The organism is Enterobacter sp. NFIX58, assembly GCF_900110475.1.
Lineage (GTDB): Bacteria > Pseudomonadota > Gammaproteobacteria > Enterobacterales > Enterobacteriaceae > Enterobacter > Enterobacter quasiroggenkampii.
Genome location: NZ_FODW01000004.1, coordinates 282132 through 307335 on the forward strand (window position 1 = coordinate 282132; position 25204 = coordinate 307335).

Consider the following 25204-nt stretch of genomic DNA (forward strand, 5'->3'; position numbering starts at 1 on the left):
GCGGATGATGAACGGATTGTAGAAAGCCTGCCTGTTGGCGCTTTTGATCCCACAGGGGGTATTGCTGCTTTAGTCGGCAATTTGCGCACTAAAGTTTGAAGAAGATCTCATTACAGTAATGCAAATTTGTACGCAGTTTTCATTAACTGTGATGAATGTCGAAGTGTGGATGCGGGTGGATGTTAGAATACTCACAGACCCGCAAGGTAAAATTTATACGGCACTGCCGTTGGAGATTGTTATGACCGATTTAACTGCAAGCAGCCTGCGCGCGTTGAAACTGATGGACCTGACTACCCTGAACGATGACGACACCAATGAGAAAGTCATCGCCCTGTGCCATCAGGCGAAAACGCCAGTGGGTAACACCGCAGCCGTTTGTATCTACCCGCGCTTTATCCCGATTGCCCGTAAAACGCTGAAAGAGCAGGGCACCCCGGACGTGCGCATTGCAACCGTGACTAACTTCCCGCACGGCAACGACGATATCGAGATTGCGCTGGCAGAAACCCGCGCGGCGATTGCCTACGGTGCAGACGAAGTTGACGTGGTGTTCCCTTACCGCGCGCTGATCGCCGGTAACGAGCAGGTCGGTTTTGACCTGGTGAAAGCCTGTAAAGACGCGTGTGCGGCGGCCAACGTGCTGCTGAAAGTGATCATCGAAACCGGCGAGCTGAAAGAAGAGGCGCTGATTCGTAAAGCCTCTGAAATCTCCATCAAAGCCGGTGCGGATTTCATTAAAACCTCTACCGGTAAAGTGCCGGTAAATGCGACCCCGGAAAGCGCGCGCATCATGATGGAAGTGATCCGCGACATGGGCGTGTCCAAAACCGTAGGCTTCAAACCTGCGGGCGGCGTGCGTACCGCCGAAGACGCGCAGCAGTTCCTGGCGATTGCCGACGAACTGTTCGGCGCCGACTGGGCCGATTCCCGTCACTACCGCTTCGGTGCGTCCAGCCTGCTGGCCAGCCTGCTGAAGGCGCTGGGTCACGGCGACGGTAAGAGCGCAAGCAGCTACTGATTGCCAACAATGCCGGATGACGCTTCGCTTATCCGGCCTACAGGATCGTAGGGCGGGTAAGCGTAGCACCACCCGCCACAATTCCCCCGATTCCGCATGGAGGTTACCGTGTTTCTCGCACAAGAAATTATTCGTAAAAAACGTGATGGTCATGCATTAAGCGACGAAGAGATCCGCTTCTTCATCAACGGCATTCGTGATAACACCGTCTCAGAAGGGCAGATTGCGGCTCTGGCGATGACCATTTTCTTCCACGATATGTCGATGCCTGAGCGCGTGTCGCTGACCATGGCGATGCGAGATTCAGGAACCGTTCTGGACTGGAAGAGCCTCAACCTTAACGGCCCGATTGTCGATAAACACTCCACCGGCGGCGTGGGCGACGTAACCTCCCTGATGCTCGGCCCCATGGTGGCAGCCTGTGGCGGTTACATCCCGATGATCTCCGGGCGCGGCCTGGGCCACACCGGCGGTACGCTCGACAAACTGGAAGCCATTCCGGGCTTCGATATCTTCCCGGATGACAACCGCTTCCGCGACATTATTAAAGACGTTGGTGTGGCGATTATCGGCCAGACCAGCTCTCTTGCTCCGGCAGACAAGCGTTTCTACGCGACCCGCGACATCACCGCGACCGTTGACTCCATCCCGCTGATCACCGCCTCTATCCTGGCGAAGAAGCTGGCAGAAGGGCTGGACGCGCTGGTGATGGACGTGAAGGTAGGCAGCGGCGCGTTTATGCCAACCTATGAACTCTCTGAGGCGCTGGCCGAAGCGATCGTTGGCGTCTCCAACGGCGCAGGCGTGCGCACTACCGCACTGCTCACCGATATGAACCAGGTGCTGGCTTCCAGCGCCGGTAACGCCGTCGAAGTGCGTGAAGCCGTCCAGTTCCTGACGGGGGAATACCGTAACCCGCGCCTGTTCGACGTCACCATGGCGCTGTGCGTTGAGATGTTAATCTCCGGCAAGCTCGCCAAAGACGACGCCGACGCCCGCGCGAAGCTGCAGGCGGTGCTGGACAACGGCAAAGCGGCGGAGATCTTCGGCCGCATGGTCGCGGCGCAAAAAGGCCCGACCGACTTCGTCGAAAATTACGCGAAGTACCTGCCCACCGCGACGCTCAGCAAAGCGGTGTATGCCGATAGCGAAGGGTTTGTCTCCGCCATGGACACCCGTGCCCTCGGCATGGCGGTGGTCTCAATGGGCGGCGGTCGTCGTCAGGCCTCAGACACCATTGATTACAGCGTCGGCTTTACCGATATGGCCCGTCTGGGCGACAGCGTTGACGGCCAACGTCCGCTGGCGGTGATCCACGCCAAAGACGAAGCCAGCTGGCAGGAAGCGGCGAAAGCGGTGAAAGCGGCCATCACGCTTGACGATAAAGCACCGGAAACCACACCGACTGTCTATCGCCGTATCACCGAATAGCGGTATACTGATCTGATCGATAATTTTTGAAGCACTACGTACGGAGAACAATTATGAAACGTGCATTTATTATGGTGCTGGACTCATTCGGCATCGGCGCAACCGAAGATGCAGAACGTTTTGGTGACGTGGGTTCCGATACCATGGGTCACATCGCGGAAGCCTGTGCGAAAGGCGAAGCGGATAACGGTCGTAAAGGCCCTCTGACTCTACCAAACCTGACCCGCCTTGGGCTGGTGAAAGCGCATGAAGGCTCTACCGGTAAAATCGCAGCCGGTATGGACGGCAACGCGGAAGTCGTGGGCGCCTATGCCTGGGCGCACGAGCTCTCATCCGGTAAAGACACCCCGTCTGGTCACTGGGAAATCGCCGGTGTGCCGGTGCTGTTCGACTGGGGTTACTTCTCCGATCACGAGAACAGCTTCCCGCAGGAGCTGCTCGATAAGCTGGTGAAGCGTGCCAACCTGCCGGGTTACCTCGGCAACTGCCACTCTTCCGGTACCGTGATTCTGGACCAGCTCGGCGAAGAGCACATGAAAACCGGCAAGCCGATTTTCTACACTTCTGCTGACTCCGTGTTCCAGATTGCCTGCCACGAAGAGACGTTTGGCCTGGATAAACTCTACGAGCTGTGCGAAATCGCCCGCGAAGAGCTGACCGAAGGCGGCTACAACATCGGCCGCGTGATCGCGCGTCCGTTTATTGGTGACAAAGCGGGTAACTTCCAGCGTACCGGTAACCGTCACGATCTGGCCGTTGAGCCGCCGGCGCCAACCGTGCTGCAGAAGCTGGTCGATGAGAAAGACGGTCACGTGGTGTCCGTGGGTAAAATTGCGGATATCTACGCTAACTGCGGCATCACCAAAAAGGTCAAAGCGACCGGTCTCGATGCGCTGTTCGATGCCACCATCAAAGAGATGAAAGAAGCGGGCGACAAGACCATTGTCTTCACCAACTTCGTGGACTTCGACTCCTCCTGGGGTCACCGTCGCGACGTCGCGGGTTATGCTGCGGGTCTTGAGCTGTTCGACCGCCGTCTGCCGGAGCTGATGGAGCTGGTGGGTGAAGATGACATTCTGATCCTGACCGCGGACCACGGCTGTGACCCAACCTGGACCGGTACCGACCACACCCGCGAGCACATTCCGGTGCTGGTGTACGGCCCGAAAGTGAAGCCGGGCTCGCTGGGTCACCGTGAAACCTTCGCGGACATCGGCCAGACCCTGGCGAAATATTTTGGTACGTCTGACATGGAATATGGCAAGGCCATGTTCTGATGTCATTGCCCGGTGGCGCTTCGCTTACCGGGCCTACGGTTTTGTAGGCCGGGTAAGGCATAGCCGCCACCCGGCAAAAACAACAATGTAAAAGGAACTGAAGATGGCAACTCCTCACATTAATGCAGAAATGGGTGATTTCGCTGACGTCGTGTTGATGCCGGGCGACCCGCTGCGCGCGAAGCACATTGCAGAAACCTTCCTCGAAGACGTGCGTGAAGTGAATAACGTACGCGGCATGCTGGGCTTCACCGGTACCTATAAAGGCCGCAAAATCTCCGTCATGGGTCACGGTATGGGTATCCCATCCTGCTCTATCTACACCAAAGAGCTGATCACCGACTTCGGCGTGAAGAAAATCATCCGCGTGGGCTCCTGTGGCGCGGTGCGTATGGACGTTAAGCTGCGCGACGTGGTTATCGGCATGGGTGCCTGCACCGATTCCAAAGTAAACCGCATGCGTTTCAAAGACCATGACTTCGCGGCAATCGCTGACTTCGGCATGGTGCGTGACGCGGTTGACGCGGCAAAAGCGCTGGGCGTTGACGCGCGCGTGGGTAACCTCTTCTCTGCCGATCTGTTCTATGCACCAGACGGCGGCGAGATGTTCGACGTGATGGAAAAATACGGCATTCTGGGCGTGGAAATGGAAGCGGCGGGCATCTACGGCGTTGCGGCTGAGTTTGGTGCGAAAGCGCTGACCATCTGCACCGTGTCCGACCATATCCGTACTCATGAGCAGACCACTGCCGCTGAGCGTCAGACCACCTTCAACGACATGATCAAAATCGCGCTGGAATCCGTTCTGCTGGGCGACAAAGCGTAATGTTGTCTGCCGGGCGGCATTCGCTGCCCGGCATTTTCACTTCTTACAGATACACGACGCTGATCGTCGCCTGACCATCAAACTCGGTGTCTTCCGTCAGAGACAGCTTCTTCAGGTTTTCCACTGCCAGCGAGACGTTCAGCGGGAAAGAGACGCTGGTCACCGCCATCGGGTCGGTTTTACCGGCAGATGCCACGCTCATCAGACCCAGGTCTTTGTTCGCAATGGTGCCACCATTGGCTTTCTGCCAGCGGCCCATACTTGTACCTGCAGACAGCGCAGTACGGATAGGCTCAACCGTTGCGCCGTTCGCCGTGACGTCACCGGTGCTGGTATACACTGAGTATGCGCCGATGTTCTTACCGTCATGCGTTTTACCCAGACCAAAGGTCGAGATGCTGCCGCGCAGCTCGCCACCGTTAGACGTCGCATTCATCACCTTCAGATTGGAACTGCTGCCGGTGCTGGCGTTGGTGTCTGCGCGGTTATCCGCGATGCTCCAGCCCACTTTAGTCGGCGTTGGGCAGTTGATCGTGAGTGTCAGACCCTTTTCACCCAGCTGGGTTGCCTGGGTCTGAGAGAGATCGCCGACCTGGACGGTACCGAAATCGATCACGCCATTGTTGCTGAGTTCAGGCGTACAGGAATTGCCTGTCAGCGACGCTTTGACTTTCAGTACCGCTGTGTCACCCGCATGAGCACAGGTCGCTGCCAGTGCCAGTGCGGCGGCAAGGAGACTCTTTTTCATGGTTAATCCTTAACATAGATGTAATGAATATTAAATTGAATGGACGGATCCATAATTTAAAAGGTTTATTTTTCTTCTTACTCTTCACCCAAAAAATGAATACGAAGGTGAATTCTTTTACTCGCTTGTTAATAATTCCCAGGCGAGGGTGCTTTCCAGGTCGGTATTATCGGAAATTCTGCGCAGCTGGTTATTATTAATGATGGGTATAAGTTTTATGGTTACGCTCATTTGCTTGCCCTGAACCGGTGTCGCGTTTTGGCGAGCAATGATGCCGTCGTTGTTTTTCAGGAAAACATGTTCTTTGGGGCTGTCTGATGAGGTAAATTTTACCCGGTCGGTGGTTTTGACGAGATCGTAGCGGCGTCCGTCTACCGTCATGTTGTTCGCGACCAGCGCCAGCCGTCCCTCCTGCCCAAACAGCACGCCGCCGTTGGCGCCAGACGCGGACTGCATGAACAGGGCCATGACCTGAGGCTGAGGGCAAAACACGTTGATCATCACCTCTTTTGCGGGCATGCGATTCCAGTTTTTCAGAGAGGCAGCAATATCGTCCTGTTTGAATCGGCCAAACGAGACGGTCGGCTGAGAAAGGGTCATCTGGCACTCCTCGCTGAATACCTGAGAGGCGAAAAATAATGTCAGACCGCTCAGCATCACGTTAACTATTTTCACTGGCATGTTCCTTCTGCTTTTTCGTAATAGGCGTCTTTATCTTTCTCTTCATTCAGCGTGTAGTGGATCTGGCATAAACGCGTCATATTGTCGTCCACGACATACAGCTCCGGCGTCGTCGAGGCATCAGAAATAAACACGCTGCCGTTATCCATCACGCTGACAATATAGTTGCTGTCTTTGTCCACGATACTTAGCCCTTTTTCGAGCCAGCCGCCATTGACATGTTTTACCTTCAGCATCACGCGACGGGTATTCAGCACCTGGAAATCGACCTGGGCAAATGAGCCGTAGGCCGCGGACACGGTCTGGATACCATTTGATAAATCCATCCCCTGCGGCAGCGAGCTGGTATTGATCACAATTTGTGATTTCTGCCACTCTCTGAGCCCGGGAACGACGGCTTGCCCCCAGTAATCTGTCCAGACGGTGCCATCGGGTGTGGTGATTTCTATTCCGCTTTCCGGCTCACTTAGCCTTGCGATGCCAAAGGTCTCTTTCACCGGGAAGGGGGCAAAGGTGAGGCCATGGCGGTGCATGACAATGCCACCCCCTAACGATGCGCTGTAGTTATGCTGGTTTCCGTCATTCAGACCAGCAGACAGCCCAAGTTGGGTATAGTGCAGGTTGGTCGTGATATTGCCGTTAAAGGAATCACTTTTGTCCTGATTATCGCGATCGGCAGAAATGTTGTAGTTAAGGTTTCGGCCGACAGAACCGCTGTCCTGGACGCCATAGTTTTGCTTTTCACCCTGAGTACGCATGTAGGTACTGACGCGATCGTCGCCCAGAGGGACGATCAGGCTGACATAGAAGAGATCGTCATTGTTGCTGGTGCTGTTTTCTGTTTCGCTATTGCTCATGGCGTGTTGCCAGTTTATGGACAGCGAAGTACGCCCCAGGCTTTTGCTCCACGAGGCCATCAGATAGCGTGAGTCACCGCTGCTCTCATCGCCAGAGTTCGCGCTGTATTGTAAAGAGAGGGAGCCGATGTATTCGTTGTTCCAGCTGAGGCTGGTATTCCATGCGTTTTCATAGCTTTGCGATTCTTCGTCCATGGCTTCGGTGAGCTCACGAAAGTCGCCGTTATACTGGGAAGCACTGAGCCCGAGCGTCAGCTGCGCGGGGAGTAAAATATTGCTGCTGAGCTCAAACTTGCTGCCCCGCTGCGTATCATAAAAGCGGGACTGACTCAGCAATACGCTGGGTGAAATGAGCCAGTTTTCATTGACGGACCAGTCGAGCTTTGCACCGGTAGACTGGTATTTCTCGGCCAGCACGCTTGCCGCAACGGCAGTCAGGCGTGTAGTCAGGCTCGTACCGTCAGACACGGTGAACACCCAGGGGGAATTCTTTTCATCGCCACTGTCGCGAACCTGACCAAGTGCCAGATTTAACCCCTCGGCACGGTTGCTCCCGATGACGTTGAGGGCTGATGAGGGCACGGTGAAATGGGTTGTTGAGCCATCGGTTTCGATGACGCTGACATCCAGGTCGACATTGCTGCGCAAAACCGGTACGTCCGGCAGCGTGAAGGGACCGGCATTGATCAGCGAAGAATAGATAACCTGACCGGACTGACGAACTTCTACGCGAGCCTGGTTTGTACGGGCAATACCGGAGACTTCCGTGACCTGAATATTGGGCTGAAGACCGGTTTCAGGCATGAGCTGGACCCCGGTAATTTGCGCGCCGCTAAACAGGGCGGAGTTGATATTGATTTGACCGACCTGCGCACGCATTTTTTTCTCTTCAAAAACGTGCTCAGCGTAGGTGTAAAGATTCTCGGCGCTGCGGGTGCCGTTATCGTCCGTCAGGATGTAGTTACTGCGCAGCGTCCAGTTTGCAATGTTAATACCGGTACCGATATTTCCCTGTGAAAACGTGCTGTTGCCACCGCTGCCATATTCGTTGTAGTTGGTGAAAGCGTTGTAGTTAATGAGGCCCGCAACGCCGCCGTGAGAGTAAAACCTGGCGGCATAGAACCCGTTATCCATGGCTTCTGCCGGAACGAATATCTCCAGTGATTCGGTGTTGGGCATGAGCTTGATCGTGGCTGAAGGGTAGTCTTTGAGCAGGTCATGACACGTCTCTTTTTCGCTGATATTTAGCGGTAAAAGCCCCACGGCGCTGATGAAATCATCATCAACACAGAGCTGCCCTTCGTCCCCTATCTTGACGGCGAGACTGCCCTTTTCAATGCCGTTTATTTTTACCTGCACGGCATGCTTGCCAGGCAGATAGCGTTGAGCTTCAGAGAAATAGTGGGCGAGGTTGGTACTGATGCCACGTGTCGCCAGAATATCCGTATTAAAGTCCACATCGGACGCATGCAGCGCGGAAGACGGCAGTAATACTGCCACTACTGCCGCTCGGCGCATCCTGTTGCGCAATGATAGCTCAGTCACCAAAGCATCCCTGTCGTTTTAGCGTTTAAGGGGGGCTGTGTAGTTATCCACTTCAATCCCGTAGCGGCTCGCGGGGCTGAACTCTACTGCGTTATCGGTGCTACCCATCGGCTTGTCCATCTGCACTTTCATGGTTTCACCCGGCAGGATAAAGGTCTTGTTGACCAGCCCGGTTGCTCGCGATGGAAGTAGGGTAATGGCGGTTGAGAAGCGCACGACGTAAGGGGAGGTATTGCGCACCACAACCTCTTTTCCTTCCAGCGACCAGGTCAGTAACTTCCACGCATCGGTGACGACAGGCAGACTTTTCGGATGGATCAGTACCGGCAGATCCTGGCGAAGGTTAATCCCCACCTTCACGTTTTTATCTTTGCTCTTCGGCGGAATGCCTTCGAAGATCACGCGCTTATAGTGTTCGACCGTGAGAGGTTTATCGGTTTCAAGAATAAAACGCACCTGCTGTTCCTGGCCTGGTTCCAGACGAACAACCGGCTGGGTGACGTTGAGCTTTACGCCATTTTCCCCTTCGATATCGTTAATAGAGGTGTAGAGCAGAGTCGGTATGGTGTCGGTATTTTTGACGCTCATTACGCCGCCGTGGTTGGCTTCATCGATCATCAGCAGCGTGGTTTCAGGTACCATGCCTGCGGCGAACAGCGTGGTGGGAAGCGCGAATAAAAGGACGGAAAACAGGGATGAAGTTTTCATTATTCTGGTCATGATTTTTTCGTGGTTAACGGTAGTAAAAAACTCCCCATCGAAATGGAGAGTTTTGCGGCAACATGCTGAATTACAGATAAACCAGCGTAATAGTGGACTGGCCGTCGAGATCGGTTTTGTCGGTCAGGGTCAGATCTTTGCTTGGCGCGATAGCCAGGGCGATTTTCAGTGGGAAAGCTGCAGTGGTGAAGGCCATTGGCGCACGCTCACCCGTTTTGGCAACGGTCATCACGTCGGTACCGTCGTTCATGATGATGCCGCTGGTCCACATGTTGACCCAGCTTCTGCTGCTGATGGCGCCGCCGGTGTACATAGACGCGGCAATAGGCTGAGCCGTTGCGCCGTCTGCGGTGACGGAAGTCAGATAGGTCGCAACGGAATAGGCACCGATGTTTTCCCCTGCGCTGGTTTTACCCACGCCGTTCAACTGGTAGTTACCGGATGCCTGAGCACCGTTCGCCGTGCCGTTATCCACGTGGAACTCGCTTGATGTTTTATTCTTACCGGCATTTGAATCTGCACGGTCATCTTTGATCGTCCAGCCTACGCGGGTAGCCGACTGGCATTTGATGGTGAATGTCACATCTTTATGGCCAGCCTGGTAGGCCGCGGAGGAGGAAAGCGAATCCAGACCCACTTCGCCGAAATCTGCCAGACCGCCGTTGCTGATTTCAGGCACGCAACCAGCGCTGGTCAGCGTTCCCTGAACTTTCAGCATTGCAGTCGGTTCAGCATAGACCGCAGTCGCTGCCATTGATAAAACGGTAGCGAGAAGGAGCTTTTTCATTGTTATTCCTTAACCATAGAAAGAGTTAATAACTCAGATATTTTTAATTTAAAAATGACTTGCAAATCGATAAGTATCGGCATGACAAGCAGCGCCGATTTTAGTAATGATTTAAGTAATTCAATAATTAGTTTTACTTACACGTGCTTTGAGATTTAATAAGGCTCATTTAAACATTTATGAATGTATTTATTTAAATGAAAACGGCGGAATACTCCGCCGTGATAGTGACCAATCGTCAATGATTACAGGTAAACCAGCGTGATGGTGGTTTCGCCGCTCAACTGAGCTTCATCCGTGGTGGACAGGCGGTTAGTGTTAACAATCGCCAGAGACACTTTGAACGGATAAACCACGTTGGTGATGGCCAGCGGTGCGGTATAGCCAGGCTTGGTTGCGGTCATAATTTCCGCGTTACCGTTAGCGATAACGCCAGACGCCAGGTTGCGCCACATGTATTCGCCTTTGCTGTTCACGTAGGCTGGGGCATAGATAGCCTGGGCAGGCATGCCGTTAGCCGTGATTTCATTGACGCGGGTGCTGATCGCATACGCACCAATTTTGTCGCCAGCGGCAGTGGTGCCCACGCCATAGGTGGTGCCAGCACCATACACGTCGCCGCCATTGTCTTTGGCATCACGAATATAAAACTCGCTGGAGCTCAGATCGTTTGCCGCATTGGAGTCTTCTTTGTTATCGGCAATACTCCAGGCAACTTTGGTTGCAGACGGGCAGTTGATGGTCAGAGACATGTCTTTCTGGCCCATCTGGTTGGTCTGGGTTGGAGAGAGCTGATCCAGCGCGATAGTCCCAAAATCAATAGAACCGCCGTTGCTTAATTCAGGGGTGCAAGAAGCATGGTTCATTTTACCCTGAACCTTCATCACGATGCTGCCGTCTGCCAGCGCTGCCGTGGATGTCATTGCAATCAGTGTTGCAAGAAGAACTTTTTTCATTGTTATTCCTTAACCAATAATTGAATAATTGTATTAATTATCATGAAGTCATTAACTTGCAGTGTTGCAAGCGCGAGGATTCTATTAATGGTTAATGTTAATTCTATAATGATTAATTCTAATTTTTGTTTTGAGAAATATTAATGCGGGTAAATACATTTGTGCATGTATTTACATGTAGAGGGAGGCGAATAATAAAAAAGCGGTGCATTTATTCACCGCTTTTTATCCGGGTTATTTTATAGCCTGGGCGATCCAGGCCGATAATTCCCGCAATTCCCTTTCTTGTTGCGGAAAATCGCCGATCAGCGCATCACACTCCTGCTGCAACATATCCGCCCGATACAAACAGCCCTGCAGACGCGCGGCCAGCGCCTCTAACGGTGCCGGATTGAGACTATCCGTAAAGACCTGCGTGCGGGTAATATGGCCCTTCTCAACGTCAAAGTGCAATTCCACGCCGCCCCAGGTAAAACGTTCGTCCAGTAGATGGGAAAAGGCAGGGGCCTGACCGAAGTTCCACTCCCAGCTGCTCTGGCGGGCGAACGTGTCGGCGAAGTTGGGCAGGTCCGGCGTTTTGTCCGGGGAGATCACTTCGGCTTCAACCTGCTCACCGTAATGTTCGAAGAAAGCGTCACGGATCGCATCGCAAATCTGCTCGTGAGTAATCCCGGGCAGCAGTTCCACCAGATTCGCCACGCGCCCGCGTACGGACGTAATGCCCTTAGCCTGTAGCTTTTTCTTATCAGGATTAAGGTAGTTCGCCAGACGGCTCAGATCGGCATTCAGCAACAGGGTGCCGTGGTGGAAGCCGCGATCCATCGTTTCACGATAGGCAGAGCCGGAGACCTTGCGGTCACCGTCGGGCGTTTTGACCACCAGATCGTTGCGTCCCGAAGCTTCAGCCGTCACGCCGAGCGCATTGAGCGCGTTGAGGACGATGGATGTTGAGATGGTTTTGTCGTATTCCGGTTTTCCCGCCATAAAGGTAAAGCAGGTATTGCCCAGATCGTGGAACACCGCACCGCCGCCGCTGCTCCGGCGCGCCAGGCGGACGTTGTCTTCTTCCATGCGCCGGGTGTTGCACTCTTTCCACGGATTTTGCGCACGACCAATGACCACCGTATCGGCGTTACGCCAGAGAAAGAGGACGCGCTGGGTGGCAGGCATCTGGCGGAAGATGCACTCTTCCACCGCGAGATTAAACCAGGGATCGTAAGAGTCAGAGATAAGCAGGCGTAACGTCGTCATGGCAAAGTTCCTTTTCTGAATCGTTCGCCTACTTTATCACTATTCTTTCTTCTCGCTCTCTTCGTCTTCGGGGACCGACCGGCTGGCGGTCAGCAGGAACGGGGATTGCTGCCAGCGCGTGCGTTTGCCGCGAAGCAGGGTGCGCGCCAGCACAACGCCAATGGCGAGCGAAAGCAGCAGCATCAGGCGCAGAATGTTGGTGGTATTATCGACCTGCTTGGCTTCAGTCGGAAGAGTATGGGTGTCGAGCGTCAGGCGCAGATACCCCAGAGGGCCATTCTTGCCCTGAATAGGTTCAACAAGCTGTTGGTTGAAGTAGCCGCCGGCTTTTTTGCCGTCCAGCGCCAGCCTGTCGCGCACGTCGACATGTTCGCCCGCGCGGGCAATCAGGTTGCCTTGCTCATCATAGACGCCCGCATCAAGAATGCGGCTGTTCTCCGTCAGCAGGCGTAAAACCTGACCTATTCGCTTATCGTCCGGCGTTTCGGTTCGCATGGACGGCGCGACGTTGAGCGTCACCTGGCGTGCCAGCGTGCGGGCCAGCTCTTCAAACTGCGGGTTGCGTTGCCGTTGATGATTCTGGCTAAACCACGATGCCCCTTGCATCAGCACCACTAAGAGTGCGAGACAGGAAAGGACAATCACGGCGCGATGGAGCCGGAATTTCAGTTTTGCGCGAGCCATATTCCACCTGCTGAAAATTTACGGCTTAATGTTGCCAGAAGTGATGGTTACAGGGTAGCCTCATGCGTTATTTTCCCTCTGCAACCTTCCGGCGCGAACGAAATTACAGGAGCTTTAATGCCGAACATTACCTGGTGTGACCTGCCAACGGATGTCTCTTTATGGCCAGGATTGCCGCTCTCTTTAAGTGGCGATGAGGTGATGCCTCTGGATTACCACGCCGGTCGTAGCGGCTGGCTGCTGTACGGACGCGGTCTGGATAAGCAACGCCTGACCCAGTATCAAACCAAACTGGGGGCCGCGATGGTCATCGTTGCCGCCTGGTGCGTGGAAGACTATCAGGTCATTCGCCTGGCGGGCTCTCTGACGCAGCGCGCCACGCGCCTGGCGCATGACGCCGGGCTGGACGTTGCGCCGCTGGGGAAAATTCCACACCTGAAAACGCCGGGCCTGCTGGTCATGGACATGGACTCTACCGCCATTCAGATCGAGTGTATTGACGAAATTGCGAAGCTGGCGGGCAGCGGTGAGCTGGTGGCGGAAGTCACCGAGCGTGCGATGCGCGGCGAGCTGGATTTCACCGCCAGCCTGAGACAGCGCGTGGCGACCCTGAAAGGGGCCGATGCCAACATTCTGCGCCAGGTGCGCGATGTGCTGCCGCTGATGCCCGGGCTGACGCAGCTGGTGCTGAAGCTGCAGTCCCTCGGCTGGAAGGTGGCGATCGCCTCCGGTGGCTTCACCTTCTTCGCGGATTATCTGCGGGAAAAACTGCATCTGACCACCGTGGTGGCCAATGAGCTGGAGATCATGGACGGCAAGCTGACCGGCCAGGTGATCGGCGATATTGTGGATGCCCAGTACAAAGCCAATACGCTGACGCGTCTGGCGGAAAAATATGAAATTCCGGTTGTCCAGACCGTCGCCATCGGGGACGGCGCGAACGACCTGCCGATGATCAAAGCGGCCGGCCTGGGCATTGCCTACCATGCCAAGCCAAAAGTGAATGAAAAGACGGAAGTGACTATCCGTCACGCTGACCTGATGGGGGTGTTCTGCATTCTCTCCGGCAGCCTTAATCAGAAATAACGGTCTGCTTTGTAGGCCGGGTAAGCGTAAGCGCCACCCGGCACGCAGGCCGCAGAGAAATAACGAGGTAAACCGTGGCGAAAGCTCCAAAACGCGCATTTGTCTGTAATGAATGTGGTGCGGATTATCCGCGCTGGCAGGGGCAATGCAGCGCCTGTCATGCCTGGAACACCATCACCGAAGTGCGTGGTGTGGCGGCTTCGCCGAGCGTGGCGCGCAATGAACGCCTGAGCGGCTACGCGGGCAATGCGGGCGTAGCGAAAGTCCAGAAGCTCTCGGACATCAGCCTCGAAGAGCTGCCGCGCTTCTCCACCGGATTTAAAGAGTTCGATCGCGTGCTCGGCGGTGGCGTGGTGCCGGGCAGCGCGATTCTTATCGGCGGTAACCCGGGCGCGGGTAAATCGACCCTGCTGCTGCAAACGCTCTGCAAGCTTGCCGAACAGATGAAAACCCTGTACGTCACGGGGGAAGAGTCCCTGCAGCAGGTGGCGATGCGCGCGCACCGTCTGGGCCTGCCGACCGGCAACCTGAACATGCTGTCGGAAACCAGCATCGAGCAGATCTGCATGATCGCCGAAGAAGAGCAGCCGAAGCTGATGGTGATCGACTCCATCCAGGTGATGCACATGGCGGACATCCAGTCCTCGCCGGGCAGCGTCGCGCAGGTCCGTGAAACCGCGGCCTACCTGACGCGCTTTGCTAAAACACGCGGCGTGGCGATTGTGATGGTGGGCCATGTGACCAAAGATGGCTCGCTGGCGGGGCCGAAGGTGCTCGAACACTGTATCGACTGCTCCGTGATGCTCGACGGCGACGCGGATTCCCGCTTCCGTACCCTGCGCAGCCATAAAAACCGCTTTGGGGCGGTGAACGAACTGGGCGTGTTTGCCATGACCGAGCAGGGGCTGCGTGAAGTCAGCAACCCGTCGGCCATCTTCCTGAGCCGTGGCGATGAGATCACCTCCGGCAGCTCGGTGATGGTGCTGTGGGAAGGGACGCGCCCGCTGCTCGTCGAAATTCAGGCGCTGGTCGATCACTCGATGATGGGCAACCCGCGGCGCGTAGCGGTTGGTCTGGAACAGAACCGTCTGGCGATCCTGCTGGCGGTGCTGCACCGTCACGGCGGGCTGCAGATGGCGGATCAGGACGTCTTCGTGAACGTGGTCGGCGGCGTCAAAGTCACCGAGACCAGCGCAGACCTGGCGCTGCTGCTGGCGATGGTCTCCAGCCTGCGCGACAGACCGCTGCCGCAGGATCTGGTCGTCTTCGGAGAAGTGGGCCTTGCCGGGGAAATCCGTCCGGTGCCCAGCGGGCAGGAGCGAATCTCCGAGGCGGCAAAACACGGTTTCCGTCGCGCGATCGTTCCCGCCGCCAACGTGCCGAAAAAAATCCCGGAAGGGATGCAGGTTTTTGGCGTGAAGAAACTCGCAGATGCGTTAAATGTCTTTGACGACTTATAATTACGTATTCGATTTTGCAGGAGGCACCGTAATTTATGTCATCATTTGACTACATCAAGACCGCTATCCGCCAGAAGGGCTGCACGCTGCAGCAGGTGGCAGACGCCAGCGGCATGACCAAAGGCTACCTGAGCCAACTGCTGAACGCCAAAATCAAAAGCCCCAGCGCGCAGAAGCTGGAAGCGCTGCACCGCTTTCTGGGGCTGGAATTCCCGCGTATGCAAAAGAACATCGGCGTGGTGTTCGGCAAGTTTTACCCGCTGCATACCGGGCATATCTATCTGATCCAGCGCGCCTGCAGCCAGGTGGACGAGCTGCACATCATCATGGGGTACGATGAAACCCGCGATCGCCAGCTATTTGAAGACAGCGCCATGTCGCAGCAGCCGACCGTGCCGGACCGCCTGCGCTGGCTGCTCCAGACCTTCAAGTACCAGAAAAACATCCGTATTCATGCCTTCAACGAAGAGGGCATGGAGCCGTACCCGCACGGCTGGGACGTGTGGAGCAACGGCATCAAAGCGTTTATGGAAGAGAAGGGCATTGCGCCTAACTGGATCTACACCTCTGAAGAGTCCGACGCGCCGCAGTTCCGCGAGCATCTGGGCATTGAGACGGTGCTGATCGACCCGAAACGCACCTTTATGAACATCAGCGGGGCGCAGATCCGCGAAAACCCGTTCCGCTACTGGGATTACATCCCGACCGAGGTGAAGCCGTTCTTTGTGCGCACCGTCGCGATCCTGGGCGGCGAGTCGAGCGGTAAGTCAACGCTGGTCAACAAGCTGGCGAATATCTTCAATACCACCAGCGCGTGGGAGTACGGGCGCGACTATGTCTTTTCCCATCTGGGCGGCGATGAGATGGCGCTGCAGTATTCCGACTACGACAAAATCGCGCTCGGTCACGCTCAGTACATTGATTTCGCGGTGAAATACGCCAACAAGGTGGCGTTTATCGATACCGATTTTGTCACCACCCAGGCGTTCTGCAAAAAGTACGAAGGGCGTGAACATCCGTTCGTGCAGGCGCTGATTGACGAATATCGCTTTGACCTGGTGATCCTGCTGGAAAACAACACCCCGTGGGTGGCCGACGGCATGCGCAGCCTCGGCAGCTCCGTCGACAGGCGTGAATTCCAGACCATGCTGGTGGATATGCTCAACGAAAACAACGTTGAGTTTGTGCACGTGGAAGAGTCGGACTACGACTCCCGTTTCCTGCGCTGCGTCGAGCTGGTGAAGGAGATGATGGGGGAGCAGGGTTAAAGACGGCTCCGTGCTATCCCCTCTCCCCTATGGGGAGAGGGTTAGGGTGAGGGGGAGCAACCCACTCAATACTCAACCACCACTTTCCCACGCATATGCCCGTCCAGCACTTTACGGTGCGCCTCCGTAATGCTTTCCACGCTCAGCCCGTGCAGCGTTTCACTCAGTGAGCTTTCCACCACGCCGTTATCCACCAGCTTCGCCACCTCATTGAGGATCTCACCCTGACGCGCCATATCAGCGGTCTGGTACATGCTGCGGGTGTACATAAATTCCCAGTGCAGCGCGGCGGATTTCGACTTCAGCTTATCCTGGTTCAGCGGGTGTTCATTCTCAACGATAGAACAGATATGCCCCTGCGGCGCAATCAGTTCGCTGACCGCCTCCCAGTGTCCGTCGGTATCGTTGAGGATGAAAATGTAATCCACAAAGTTCAGCCCGTGCTTCGCCAGTTCGCCTTTCAGATCGCGGTAGTTCACCACCACATCTGCACCGCGATCGCGGCACCACTGGGCGGAATCTTCACGGGACGCCGTTGCGATGACCTTTACCTTGCTGTTGTGCTTCGCAAACGGGATCGCCAGCGATCCCACGCCGCCCGCACCGCCGATGATCAGCAGGGTTTTGTCCGTACCGGCATCCTGAATATTCAGCCGTTCAAACAGGCCTTCCCACGCGGTGAGTGCGGTCAACGGCAGTGCAGCGGCAGCCGCCCAGCCGAGGCTTGTCGGTTTGTGCCCGACAATGCGCGCGTCGATCAGCTGGTGTGTGGTGTTGCTGCCCGGGCGGGTGATGTCCCCTGCATACCACACCTCATCTCCCGGCTTGAATCCGGTGACGCCAGCGCCAGCGGCTTTGACGATCCCGCTGGCATCCCAGCCGAGCACGCGCGGCTCTTTCAGCCCGTTTTTGGCAATGCCCGCGTGGACTTTGGTATCGACCGGGTTAACGGAGACGGCCTTCACCTCCACCAGCAGATCGTGCTCGCCGGGCTGTGGCATCGGTGGGGTGATTTCAATGAAGGTGGACGGATTTTCCGGGTTCACGGCAATGGCTTTAACTGACATGGTGTGCTCCTCAATGGCATGCGTTTTGTTGAGGCTAGTCTATTAAGTGGCCAGCTGCATGATAAGATGGACAATCAAGAACTCAGCGTTCGTACAGGATGAACAATCATGTTTAAACAGCTGCAGGATATGGCGTTTTTCGCGCTGGTGGCGGAGATGGGCAGCTTTACCGCGGCAGCCCAGAAAGCCGAACTGCCGAAATCCAGCGTCAGCCAGCGAATTAGCCAGCTGGAGCAGCAGGTGGGTATCCGCCTGCTGAACCGCACCACGCGCAGGCTGAACCTGACGTTTGCAGGCGAGCACTATCTGGTGCACTGCCGCGAAATGCTGGCGGCCAGCGAGCGGGCGGAGTATGCCATTCAGCGCCTGCGCGAAAACCCGAGCGGGCGGCTGCGCATCACCTGTCCGGCTGGGATAGGAGCAACCCTGCTGGCGCATATGAATGCCGAGTTCCAGCTTCGCTATCCTGAGGTTTCGCTGGACGTGTCGATCTCTGATGATGTGGTGGATCTGGTCGAGTCCGGCTTTGATGTGGCGCTGCGTACCGGCAAGCCGCAGGACTCCTCCCTGATTGGCCGAATGATCGGGCATTGTCCGCGCTACATGCTGGCCTCGCCGGACTATCTGGCGCGGCGGGCGCCGCTAACGCATCCCCGTCAACTGGTGGAGCACCGCAGCATTACGCACAGAGCCTGGTCGGAGTGGCTTCTGCGAAGCGAGAATGAGGATTACCGCTACCTGCCGGATAACGCACACATGACCGATAATCTGGTGTACGCCCGCGAGTGCGCGATGGCCGGGGCGGGGATCACGCTGCTTCCTGCATTTCTGCTGGAAGATAAGGTTGAAAAGGGCGCGCTGGTGCAGGTGCTGCCGGAGTGGAACGTTGAAGGCAACGACCTCTGGCTGGCCTACCCGAGCCGCAAGCTGAATTCGCCCGCGCTGATGAGCTATATTGAGTTTGCGATGCAGTTTGACGAGGTGAAGCGGTATTACGTGGGCAAATAAAAAAGCCGGGTGGCGGCTTCGCCTTACCCGGCCTACACACTGTGCGGCCTGATGCCCTCACCCTGGCCCTCTCCCACGGGGAGAGGGAACAACCATAAAAAACGGCAACCGAAGTTGCCGTTTTGCTTTTATTTCGCAATACGCTTGTACTTAATACGCTTCGGCTCCAGCGCGTCGGCGCCCAGCGTGCGTTTCTTGTACTCTTCGTATTCGGTGAAGTTACCTTCGAAGAACTCCACTTTACCTTCGTCCTGGTAGTCCAGGATGTGGGTCGCGATACGGTCCAGGAACCAGCGGTCGTGCGAGATAACCATCGCGCAGCCCGGGAACTCCAGCAGGGCGTTTTCCAGCGCGCGCAGGGTTTCGATATCCAGGTCGTTTGTTGGTTCATCGAGCAGCAGAACGTTACCGCCCACCTGCAGCAGCTTCGCCAGGTGCAGACGACCGCGCTCACCGCCGGACAGCTCGCCCACGCGTTTGCCCTGATCGGTGCCTTTAAAGTTAAAGCGACCAACGTAGGCGCGGCTTGGCATCTCGGTGTTGCCGATACGCATGATATCCAGACCGCCGGAGACTTCTTCCCACACGGTTTTGCTGTTATCCATCGCGTCACGGAACTGGTCAACGGAGGCCAGCTTCACGGTCTCACCCAGGGTGATAGAACCGCTGTCTGGCTGTTCCTGACCGGACATCATGCGGAACAGGGTTGATTTACCCGCGCCGTTCGGACCGATGATGCCGACGATAGCGCCTTTCGGTACGGAGAAGGTCAGGTCGTCGATCAGCACACGGTCGCCATAAGACTTACGCAGGTTGGTCACTTCAACCACTTTATCCCCCAGACGTGCTCCAGGTGGAATAAACAGTTCGTTGGTTTCGTTACGTTTCTGGTATTCGGTGTTGTTCAGCTCTTCGAAGCGTGCCAGACGGGCTTTGCCCTTAGACTGACGGCCTTTCGCGCCCTGACGCACCCACTCCAGCTCTTTCTCGATAGACTTACGACGGGCCGCTTCCTGAGACGCTTCCTGAGCCAGACGCTGATCTTTCTGCTCCAGCCAGGAGGAGTAGTTGCCTTCCCATGGAATACCTTCACCGCGGTCCAGCTCCAGGATCCAGCCGGCGACGTTGTCGAGGAAGTAACGGTCGTGGGTAATCGCCACAACGGTGCCTTCGAAGTCGTGCAGGAAGCGCTCCAGCCACGCCACGGATTCCGCATCCAGGTGGTTAGTTGGTTCGTCGAGCAGCAGCATGTCTGGTTTTTCCAGCAGCAGGCGGCACAGCGCCACGCGGCGGCGTTCACCCCCGGAGAGGTTCGCGATTTTTGCATCCCAGTCCGGCAGACGCAGGGCATCCGCCGCGCGCTCCAGCTGCACGTTCAGGTTGTGACCGTCGTGCGCCTGGATGATCTCTTCATACTTGCCCTGCTGTGCGGCCAGCTTGTCGAAGTCCGCATCCGGCTCGGCGTATTTGGCATACACTTCATCCAGACCTTTCAGGGCGTTAACCACTTCGGATACCGCTTCTTCAACGGATTCGCGAACGGTGTGTTCCGGGTTCAGCTGAGGTTCCTGCGGCAGGTAGCCAATCTTGATGCCAGGCTGCGGACGGGCTTCACCTTCGATGTCTGTATCAATGCCGGCCATGATGCGCAGCAGGGTGGACTTACCGGCACCGTTGAGACCCAGAACACCGATTTTTGCGCCCGGGAAGAAGCTCAGCGAGATATTTTTAAGAATATGACGTTTCGGCGGGACAACTTTGCCGACACGATGCATGGTATAAACGAATTGAGCCACGTTGGACTTCGCCTCTTTTATCGTAATGAGAAGGAATTTCAGCCTCGAAGTGTAGCCTTTTTCCCGCCCTAATCCCAGCCAGGAACGTCGGGAGTGTTAAAACGCGCAAGAAAGGTAAAAAAGTGTCCATGACGTGGCGCGTTGAAGGATGCCTGGTTAGCATAAGTTAATTAGACTTTGACGTGGCAAGACGCTGCAATTGACGAAAAAACAATGAGGAAGAGCTTGTGGAAAAAGCCAAACAGGTGGTCTGGCGTCTGCTGGCTGCCAGCGTATGCGTAATGGCGGTAAGCCAGGCGGTGCATGCCGATTCACTGGATGAACAACGTAGTCGCTACGCTCAGATTAAACAGGCGTGGGACAACAAGCAGATGGATACCGTGCAGGCGCTGATGCCGACGCTAAAGGATTATCCGCTGTATCCGTATCTCGAGTATCGCCAGATCACGGACGATCTCATGAACCAGCCCACCGTCACCGTGAATAACTTCATTCAGGCGAACCCGACCCTGCCGCCAGCCCGAAATCTCCAGTCTCGTTTTGTGAATGAGCTGGCGCGTCGCGAAGACTGGCGCGGGCTGCTGGCGTTTAGCCCAGAAAAGCCGAATACCACCGAAGCGCAGTGTAACTACTACTACGCGAAATGGGCGACCGGCCAGCAGGAAGAGGCCTGGGCCGGGGCGAAAGAGCTCTGGCTGACCGGGAAAAATCAGCCGAACGCCTGTGATTCCTTGTTCGGCGCGTGGCGAGCATCCGGGAAACAGGACCCGCTGTCCTACCTTGAGCGCATCCGCCTGGCGATGAAGGCAGGCAACACGCGGCTGGTGACCACGCTGGCGGGGCAGATGCCGTCCGATTACCAGACGATCTCCACGGCGGTTATCTCGCTGGCAAACGATCCCAACAGCGTGCTGACCTTTGCCCGCAGTACGGGCGCGACCGATTTTACCCGCCAGATGGCGGCGGTGGCTTTTGCCAGCGTGGCGCGTGACGATGTGGAAAACGCACGACTGATGATCCCGCAGCTGGTGCAGGCACAGCAGCTTAATGAGGAGCAAACCCAGGAGCTGCGCGATATTGTGGCGTGGCGACTGATGGGCACCGATGTGACCGACGAGCAGGCGCGCTGGCGAGACGATGCCATTATGCGTTCGAACTCCACGTCGCTGGTGGAGCGCCGCGTGCGCATGGCGCTGGGTACGGGCGATCGTCGCGGGCTCAATACCTGGCTCGCGCGGTTGCCAATGGAGGCCAAAGAGAAAGACGAATGGCGCTACTGGCAGGCCGATTTGCTGATGGAGCGCGGTCGTGATGATGAAGCCAAAGAGATTCTCCATACGCTGATGCAGCAACGCGGGTTCTACCCGATGGCGGCCGCGCAGCGCCTGGGCGAGGAGTACACCTTCCGCATTGATAAGGCGCCCGCTAACGCGAACCCGGCGCTGACGCAGGGGCCAGAAATGGCGCGCGTTCGCGAGCTGATGTACTGGAATATGGATAACACCGCGCGCAGCGAATGGGCGAATCTGGTGACCAGCCGCACCACCGATGAAAAAGCCCAGCTTGCCCGCTATGCCTTTGATAACCACTGGTGGGATCTGAGCGTGCAGGCGACGATCGCCGGTAAGCTGTGGGATCATCTGGAAGAGCGTTTCCCGCTGGCGTACAACAATCTGTTCGAACGCTATACCCGCGGCAAAGATATTCCGCAAAGCTACGCGATGGCCATTGCCCGTCAGGAAAGTGCCTGGAACCCGAAAGTCCGTTCCCCGGTGGGCGCCAGCGGCCTGATGCAGATCATGCCGGGCACGGCGACGCACACGGTGAAGATGTTTAACATCCCAGGATACAGCAGCCCGTCACAGCTTCTCGATCCGGATACCAACATCAATATCGGTACCAGCTATCTCCAGTATGTGTATCAGCAGTTCGGCAACAACCGCATCTTCTCGTCGGCGGCCTATAACGCGGGACCGGGTCGCGTGCGCACCTGGCTCGGCAACAGCGCCGGACGCATCGACGCCGTGGCGTTTGTCGAGAGCATCCCGTTCTCGGAAACGCGCGGCTACGTGAAGAACGTGCTGGCCTACGACGCCTACTATCGCTACTTCATGGGGCAGAAAGATACCCTGATGAGCGATGCCGAGTGGCAGAGACGTTACTGATCGGCGTGGGTTGTGTTATGCTGTACTCGCTAATGAGTACAAGAGGCAGCATAACATGACCCAGCATTCCCCGTATTCCTCGGCAATGGCCGAACAACGTCATCAGGAGTGGCTTCGTTTTGTGGAGTTGCTTCGCCAGTCTTACGAGCAGGATTTGCATTTACCCCTGATGCAGCTGATGCTTACGCCAGACGAGCGTGAGGCGCTGGGCACGCGTGTGCGCATCATTGAAGAGCTGCTGCGCGGCGAGATGAGCCAGCGCGAGCTGAAAAATGAGCTCGGCGCGGGCATCGCAACGATTACCCGCGGATCGAACAGCCTGAAGTCGGCGCCCGTTGAGCTGCGCCAGTGGCTGGAAGCGGTGTTGTTGAAAAACGCTTAACGATAGATCGCGTTATGGAACGGGCTTAACGCCAGGATCACCGCCTGGTGATAAACGCCTGAACGCGTCAACGCACCGGCGGTAAAGACGCCAATCGCCCCTTCTTTACGGCCAATCTCATCAATGCCGGTGTACTGCGACATCACCGGCCCGAGCGCTTCACCCGCACGCACTTTTTCCAGAATGATCTCCGGCAGGGGCAGGGTGGCCGAACGCGCCTCGCCGCGCTGTTCACGGCTTTCGATCACCACCCAGCTAAAGGTTGCACCTTCGTCGATACCGGCTTCAATCGCCACCCAAAAGTCCGCATCCGGTGCCGCAACCCTGGCATTTGCCACGCGATTTCGTGCGCCAGCGCGCGTTTCCTCGCTGCCAAACGGCTGTTCAGGAACGCCACTCTCGACGCCGATGGCCTCAATATGGCAGGATCCTGCGCCGAAGATCTCGTCAAATGCCCTTAGAATTGCCTGAATTTTGGCAGGATTAGTGGTAGCAGAGACAACATGGTGCATAATTAAGCTCGATTCAAAAAAAACTCATCGCAGTATAACGGAAAAAAAGCATGTTACAGGTATACCTTGTTCGCCACGGTGAAACGCAGTGGAACGCCGAGCGACGTATTCAAGGCCAGTCAGACAGTCCTCTCACTGAGAAGGGTGTGCAGCAAGCGTGGCAGGTGGCAGAGCGTGCCAGAACGCTGGGCATTACCCACGTCATTACCAGCGATTTAGGTCGCACACAGCAGACGGCGCGCATCATCGCAGACGCCTGCGGTTGTGACGTCATGCTTGAGCCGCGCCTGCGCGAGCTGGATATGGGCGTGCTGGAAAAACGCCATATCGATACGCTGACGGAAACGGAAGAGGGCTGGCGCCGCACGCTGGTGAACGGTACCGAAGATGGCCGTATTCCTGAGGGCGAATCCATGCAGGAGCTCAGCGTACGTATGCATGCCGCACTGGCGGAATGTCTGAAGCTTCCGGCGGGAAGCCGTCCGCTGCTGGTGAGTCATGGGATTGCGTTGGGTTGCCTGGTGAGCACCATTCTGGGGTTACCGGCTTACGCTGAGCGCCGTCTGCGTCTGCGTAACTGCTCCATTTCCCGAATTGATTATCAGGAAAGCGCGTGGCTGGCGTCAGGTTGGGTCGTGGAGATGGCAGGGGACATTTCGCATCTCGATGCCCCTGCGCTTGACGAACTGCAGCGTTAACGACGTATTGGAATCAAGAATTCCATACGCAGATTGATAGGGCCTTCTTCCGGTTTCGCATCCTGAGCCGGGTAGTAGAGCTCAATGTCCTGACCTTTACGGCGATTCAGATTCAGCATCGGCATGCAGGTTCCGTAAACGGTCAGGATAAACTCCTGCACCCCCGTTCCCAGCCCTTCATAGGCGAACATCACGTATTCGCCACCTTCCAGCACGACAGGCTTCGAACCCTGAATGTAGCCATTGGCCATCTCTGGCGTCAGCGCGGTGGTGTAGAACACCTCCTGCTCGTCGTCTTTTTCCTGGCTTGGGTGCGTTTCGTTGAGACCATACAGGATCGGCGGGATCGCCGGCGCGTGGCTCAGGAAGTCGCGCCAGAACTGAACGCGCATCTGATGACGGAACTCGGAAATCTGTTCCAGTGAACAGGAGTAGCTCTGCGTTGTGCCGATCAGATGGGTTTCCGGCAGGGTAATAATTTCATACTTCGGCATCGCGAACTCGCCCAGACGCAGCGGCGGACGCATGCCAAACGAGCTCCAGTCAGGCGAGCGACGATACAGCGCTGGCGTCAACGAGAACTGTTTTTTAAAGGCGCGGGTGAAGGTCTGCTGCGAATCGAAACGATATTGCAGGGCAATATCCAGAATCGGGCGCGCGGTCAGGCGCAGAGCCACAGCAGATTTCGATAAACGACGTGCGCGAATATAGGCCCCGATAGCATGACCGGTGACATCCTTGAACATCCTTTGCAGATGCCACTTGGAATAGCCTGCTTTAGCCGCCACATTATCCAGTGACAAAGGCTGGTCGAGATGACCTTCCAGCCAGGTGAGCAGGTCGCGAATAATTCCAGCCTGATCCATATACTATCCTCATCCTTAAAACAGCAGGTGCCTGATAACAGGTTAGCGGATAATAGCATTTTTTGATGTTTTAGCATTCAGTGTTTTTTTTGCGCATTCATGCTTTTTGCAG

General features: G+C 56.2%; 23 protein-coding genes. 11 read left to right on the plus strand and 12 right to left on the minus strand.

Annotation, left to right across the window (positions count from 1 at the left end; genetic code table 11):
• The first annotated feature begins 241 nt into the window (after positions 1-241).
• From deoC to deoD, 4 genes are all read left to right on the plus strand, one after another.
• Positions 242-1021, plus strand: a complete 780-nt coding sequence (gene deoC / locus BMW97_RS17700) for a deoxyribose-phosphate aldolase (RefSeq protein WP_003856543.1) — start codon at positions 242-244, stop codon at positions 1019-1021.
• A 108-nt stretch (positions 1022-1129) separates the two neighbouring features.
• Entirely contained in the window at positions 1130-2452 is a 1323-nt protein-coding gene (gene deoA / locus BMW97_RS17705; RefSeq protein ID WP_024908263.1) for a thymidine phosphorylase, read from the plus strand.
• A 53-nt stretch (positions 2453-2505) separates the two neighbouring features.
• A complete protein-coding gene (deoB, locus tag BMW97_RS17710) occupies positions 2506-3729 on the plus strand; it encodes a phosphopentomutase (RefSeq protein ID WP_014882457.1) in 1224 nt (407 codons plus the stop codon).
• 103 nt (positions 3730-3832) lie between these two features.
• Entirely contained in the window at positions 3833-4555 is a 723-nt protein-coding gene (gene deoD / locus BMW97_RS17715) for a purine-nucleoside phosphorylase (protein ID WP_045907741.1), read from the plus strand.
• A 43-nt stretch (positions 4556-4598) separates the two neighbouring features.
• Here the strand turns inward: deoD and BMW97_RS17720 are convergent, their stop codons facing one another.
• The 8 genes from BMW97_RS17720 to BMW97_RS17755 all read right to left on the minus strand — a co-directional run bounded on the left by BMW97_RS17720 (position 4599) and on the right by BMW97_RS17755 (position 12784).
• A complete protein-coding gene (locus BMW97_RS17720; RefSeq protein ID WP_045907742.1) occupies positions 4599-5303 on the minus strand; it encodes a DUF1120 domain-containing protein in 705 nt (234 codons plus the stop codon).
• Between the two features lie 117 nt (positions 5304-5420).
• Positions 5421-5984 carry a DUF1120 domain-containing protein gene (locus BMW97_RS17725; RefSeq protein WP_052714348.1) on the minus strand — a complete coding sequence of 188 codons (564 nt, stop codon included), beginning with the start codon at positions 5982-5984 and terminating at the stop codon, positions 5421-5423.
• Positions 5975-8341: a fimbrial biogenesis usher protein gene (locus BMW97_RS17730; RefSeq protein WP_254783061.1), complete on the minus strand. Its 2367-nt coding sequence runs from the start codon at positions 8339-8341 to the stop codon at positions 5975-5977. The genes BMW97_RS17725 and BMW97_RS17730 overlap by 10 nt, the downstream gene beginning before the upstream one ends.
• A gap of 63 nt (positions 8342-8404) precedes the next feature.
• Entirely contained in the window at positions 8405-9094 is a 690-nt protein-coding gene (locus BMW97_RS17735; protein WP_045907744.1) for a fimbria/pilus chaperone family protein, read from the minus strand.
• A gap of 82 nt (positions 9095-9176) precedes the next feature.
• Positions 9177-9893 carry a DUF1120 domain-containing protein gene (locus BMW97_RS17740; protein WP_045907745.1) on the minus strand — a complete coding sequence of 239 codons (717 nt, stop codon included), beginning with the start codon at positions 9891-9893 and terminating at the stop codon, positions 9177-9179.
• Positions 9894-10138: 245 nt separating this feature from the next.
• Complete coding sequence (locus BMW97_RS17745) at positions 10139-10849, minus strand: DUF1120 domain-containing protein (RefSeq protein WP_045907746.1); 711 nt, start codon at positions 10847-10849, stop codon at positions 10139-10141.
• 234 nt (positions 10850-11083) lie between these two features.
• On the minus strand, positions 11084-12100 hold the full coding sequence (lplA, locus tag BMW97_RS17750; protein WP_048028573.1) for a lipoate--protein ligase: 1017 nt from the start codon (positions 12098-12100) through the stop codon (positions 11084-11086).
• A gap of 39 nt (positions 12101-12139) precedes the next feature.
• Positions 12140-12784, minus strand: coding sequence for a YtjB family periplasmic protein (locus BMW97_RS17755; RefSeq protein ID WP_045907748.1), 645 nt, complete (start codon positions 12782-12784; stop codon positions 12140-12142).
• Positions 12785-12901: 117 nt separating this feature from the next.
• Between BMW97_RS17755 and serB the strand changes: the two genes are divergently transcribed.
• The 3 genes from serB (at position 12902) to nadR (ending at position 16598) form a co-directional block, all read left to right on the plus strand.
• Positions 12902-13870, plus strand: coding sequence for a phosphoserine phosphatase (gene serB / locus BMW97_RS17760; RefSeq protein ID WP_008502066.1), 969 nt, complete (start codon positions 12902-12904; stop codon positions 13868-13870).
• Positions 13871-13944: 74 nt separating this feature from the next.
• Complete coding sequence (radA, locus tag BMW97_RS17765; RefSeq protein WP_023293325.1) at positions 13945-15330, plus strand: DNA repair protein RadA; 1386 nt, start codon at positions 13945-13947, stop codon at positions 15328-15330.
• A gap of 35 nt (positions 15331-15365) precedes the next feature.
• Positions 15366-16598 (plus strand): multifunctional transcriptional regulator/nicotinamide-nucleotide adenylyltransferase/ribosylnicotinamide kinase NadR, encoded by a 1233-nt coding sequence (gene nadR / locus BMW97_RS17770; RefSeq protein ID WP_032643997.1) that lies wholly within the window; start codon positions 15366-15368, stop codon positions 16596-16598.
• A gap of 65 nt (positions 16599-16663) precedes the next feature.
• Here nadR and BMW97_RS17775 read toward each other — a convergent pair whose 3' ends face one another.
• Positions 16664-17665, minus strand: coding sequence for a zinc-binding alcohol dehydrogenase family protein (locus BMW97_RS17775; RefSeq protein WP_044597175.1), 1002 nt, complete (start codon positions 17663-17665; stop codon positions 16664-16666).
• Positions 17666-17773: 108 nt separating this feature from the next.
• On the opposite strand from BMW97_RS17775, the gene BMW97_RS17780 reads away from it, so the two are divergent.
• Positions 17774-18673 (plus strand): LysR family transcriptional regulator, encoded by a 900-nt coding sequence (locus BMW97_RS17780; RefSeq protein ID WP_045907749.1) that lies wholly within the window; start codon positions 17774-17776, stop codon positions 18671-18673.
• Between the two features lie 128 nt (positions 18674-18801).
• On the opposite strand, the gene ettA is transcribed toward BMW97_RS17780, so the two are convergent.
• The gene (gene ettA, locus BMW97_RS17785) at positions 18802-20469 is read right to left on the minus strand and encodes an energy-dependent translational throttle protein EttA (RefSeq protein ID WP_003856515.1); all 1668 of its coding nucleotides are present in this window, start codon (positions 20467-20469) and stop codon (positions 18802-18804) included.
• A gap of 227 nt (positions 20470-20696) precedes the next feature.
• Here ettA and sltY point away from each other — a divergent pair, with 227 nt between their 5' ends.
• The gene (gene sltY / locus BMW97_RS17795) at positions 20697-22634 is read left to right on the plus strand and encodes a murein transglycosylase (protein ID WP_045907750.1); all 1938 of its coding nucleotides are present in this window, start codon (positions 20697-20699) and stop codon (positions 22632-22634) included.
• A 55-nt stretch (positions 22635-22689) separates the two neighbouring features.
• On the plus strand, positions 22690-23016 hold the full coding sequence (gene trpR / locus BMW97_RS17800) for a trp operon repressor (protein ID WP_021240574.1): 327 nt from the start codon (positions 22690-22692) through the stop codon (positions 23014-23016).
• On the opposite strand, the gene yjjX is transcribed toward trpR, so the two are convergent.
• On the minus strand, positions 23013-23528 hold the full coding sequence (gene yjjX, locus BMW97_RS17805; RefSeq protein WP_045907751.1) for an inosine/xanthosine triphosphatase: 516 nt from the start codon (positions 23526-23528) through the stop codon (positions 23013-23015). The genes trpR and yjjX overlap by 4 nt on opposite strands.
• Positions 23529-23578: 50 nt before the next feature.
• On the opposite strand from yjjX, the gene gpmB reads away from it, so the two are divergent.
• Positions 23579-24226: a 2,3-diphosphoglycerate-dependent phosphoglycerate mutase GpmB gene (gene gpmB / locus BMW97_RS17810; protein ID WP_008502057.1), complete on the plus strand. Its 648-nt coding sequence runs from the start codon at positions 23579-23581 to the stop codon at positions 24224-24226.
• Here the strand turns inward: gpmB and robA are convergent.
• A complete protein-coding gene (robA, locus tag BMW97_RS17815; protein ID WP_045907752.1) occupies positions 24223-25092 on the minus strand; it encodes an MDR efflux pump AcrAB transcriptional activator RobA in 870 nt (289 codons plus the stop codon). The two genes, gpmB and robA, sit on opposite strands and share 4 nt — an antisense overlap.
• Between the last annotated feature and the right edge of the window lie 112 nt (positions 25093-25204).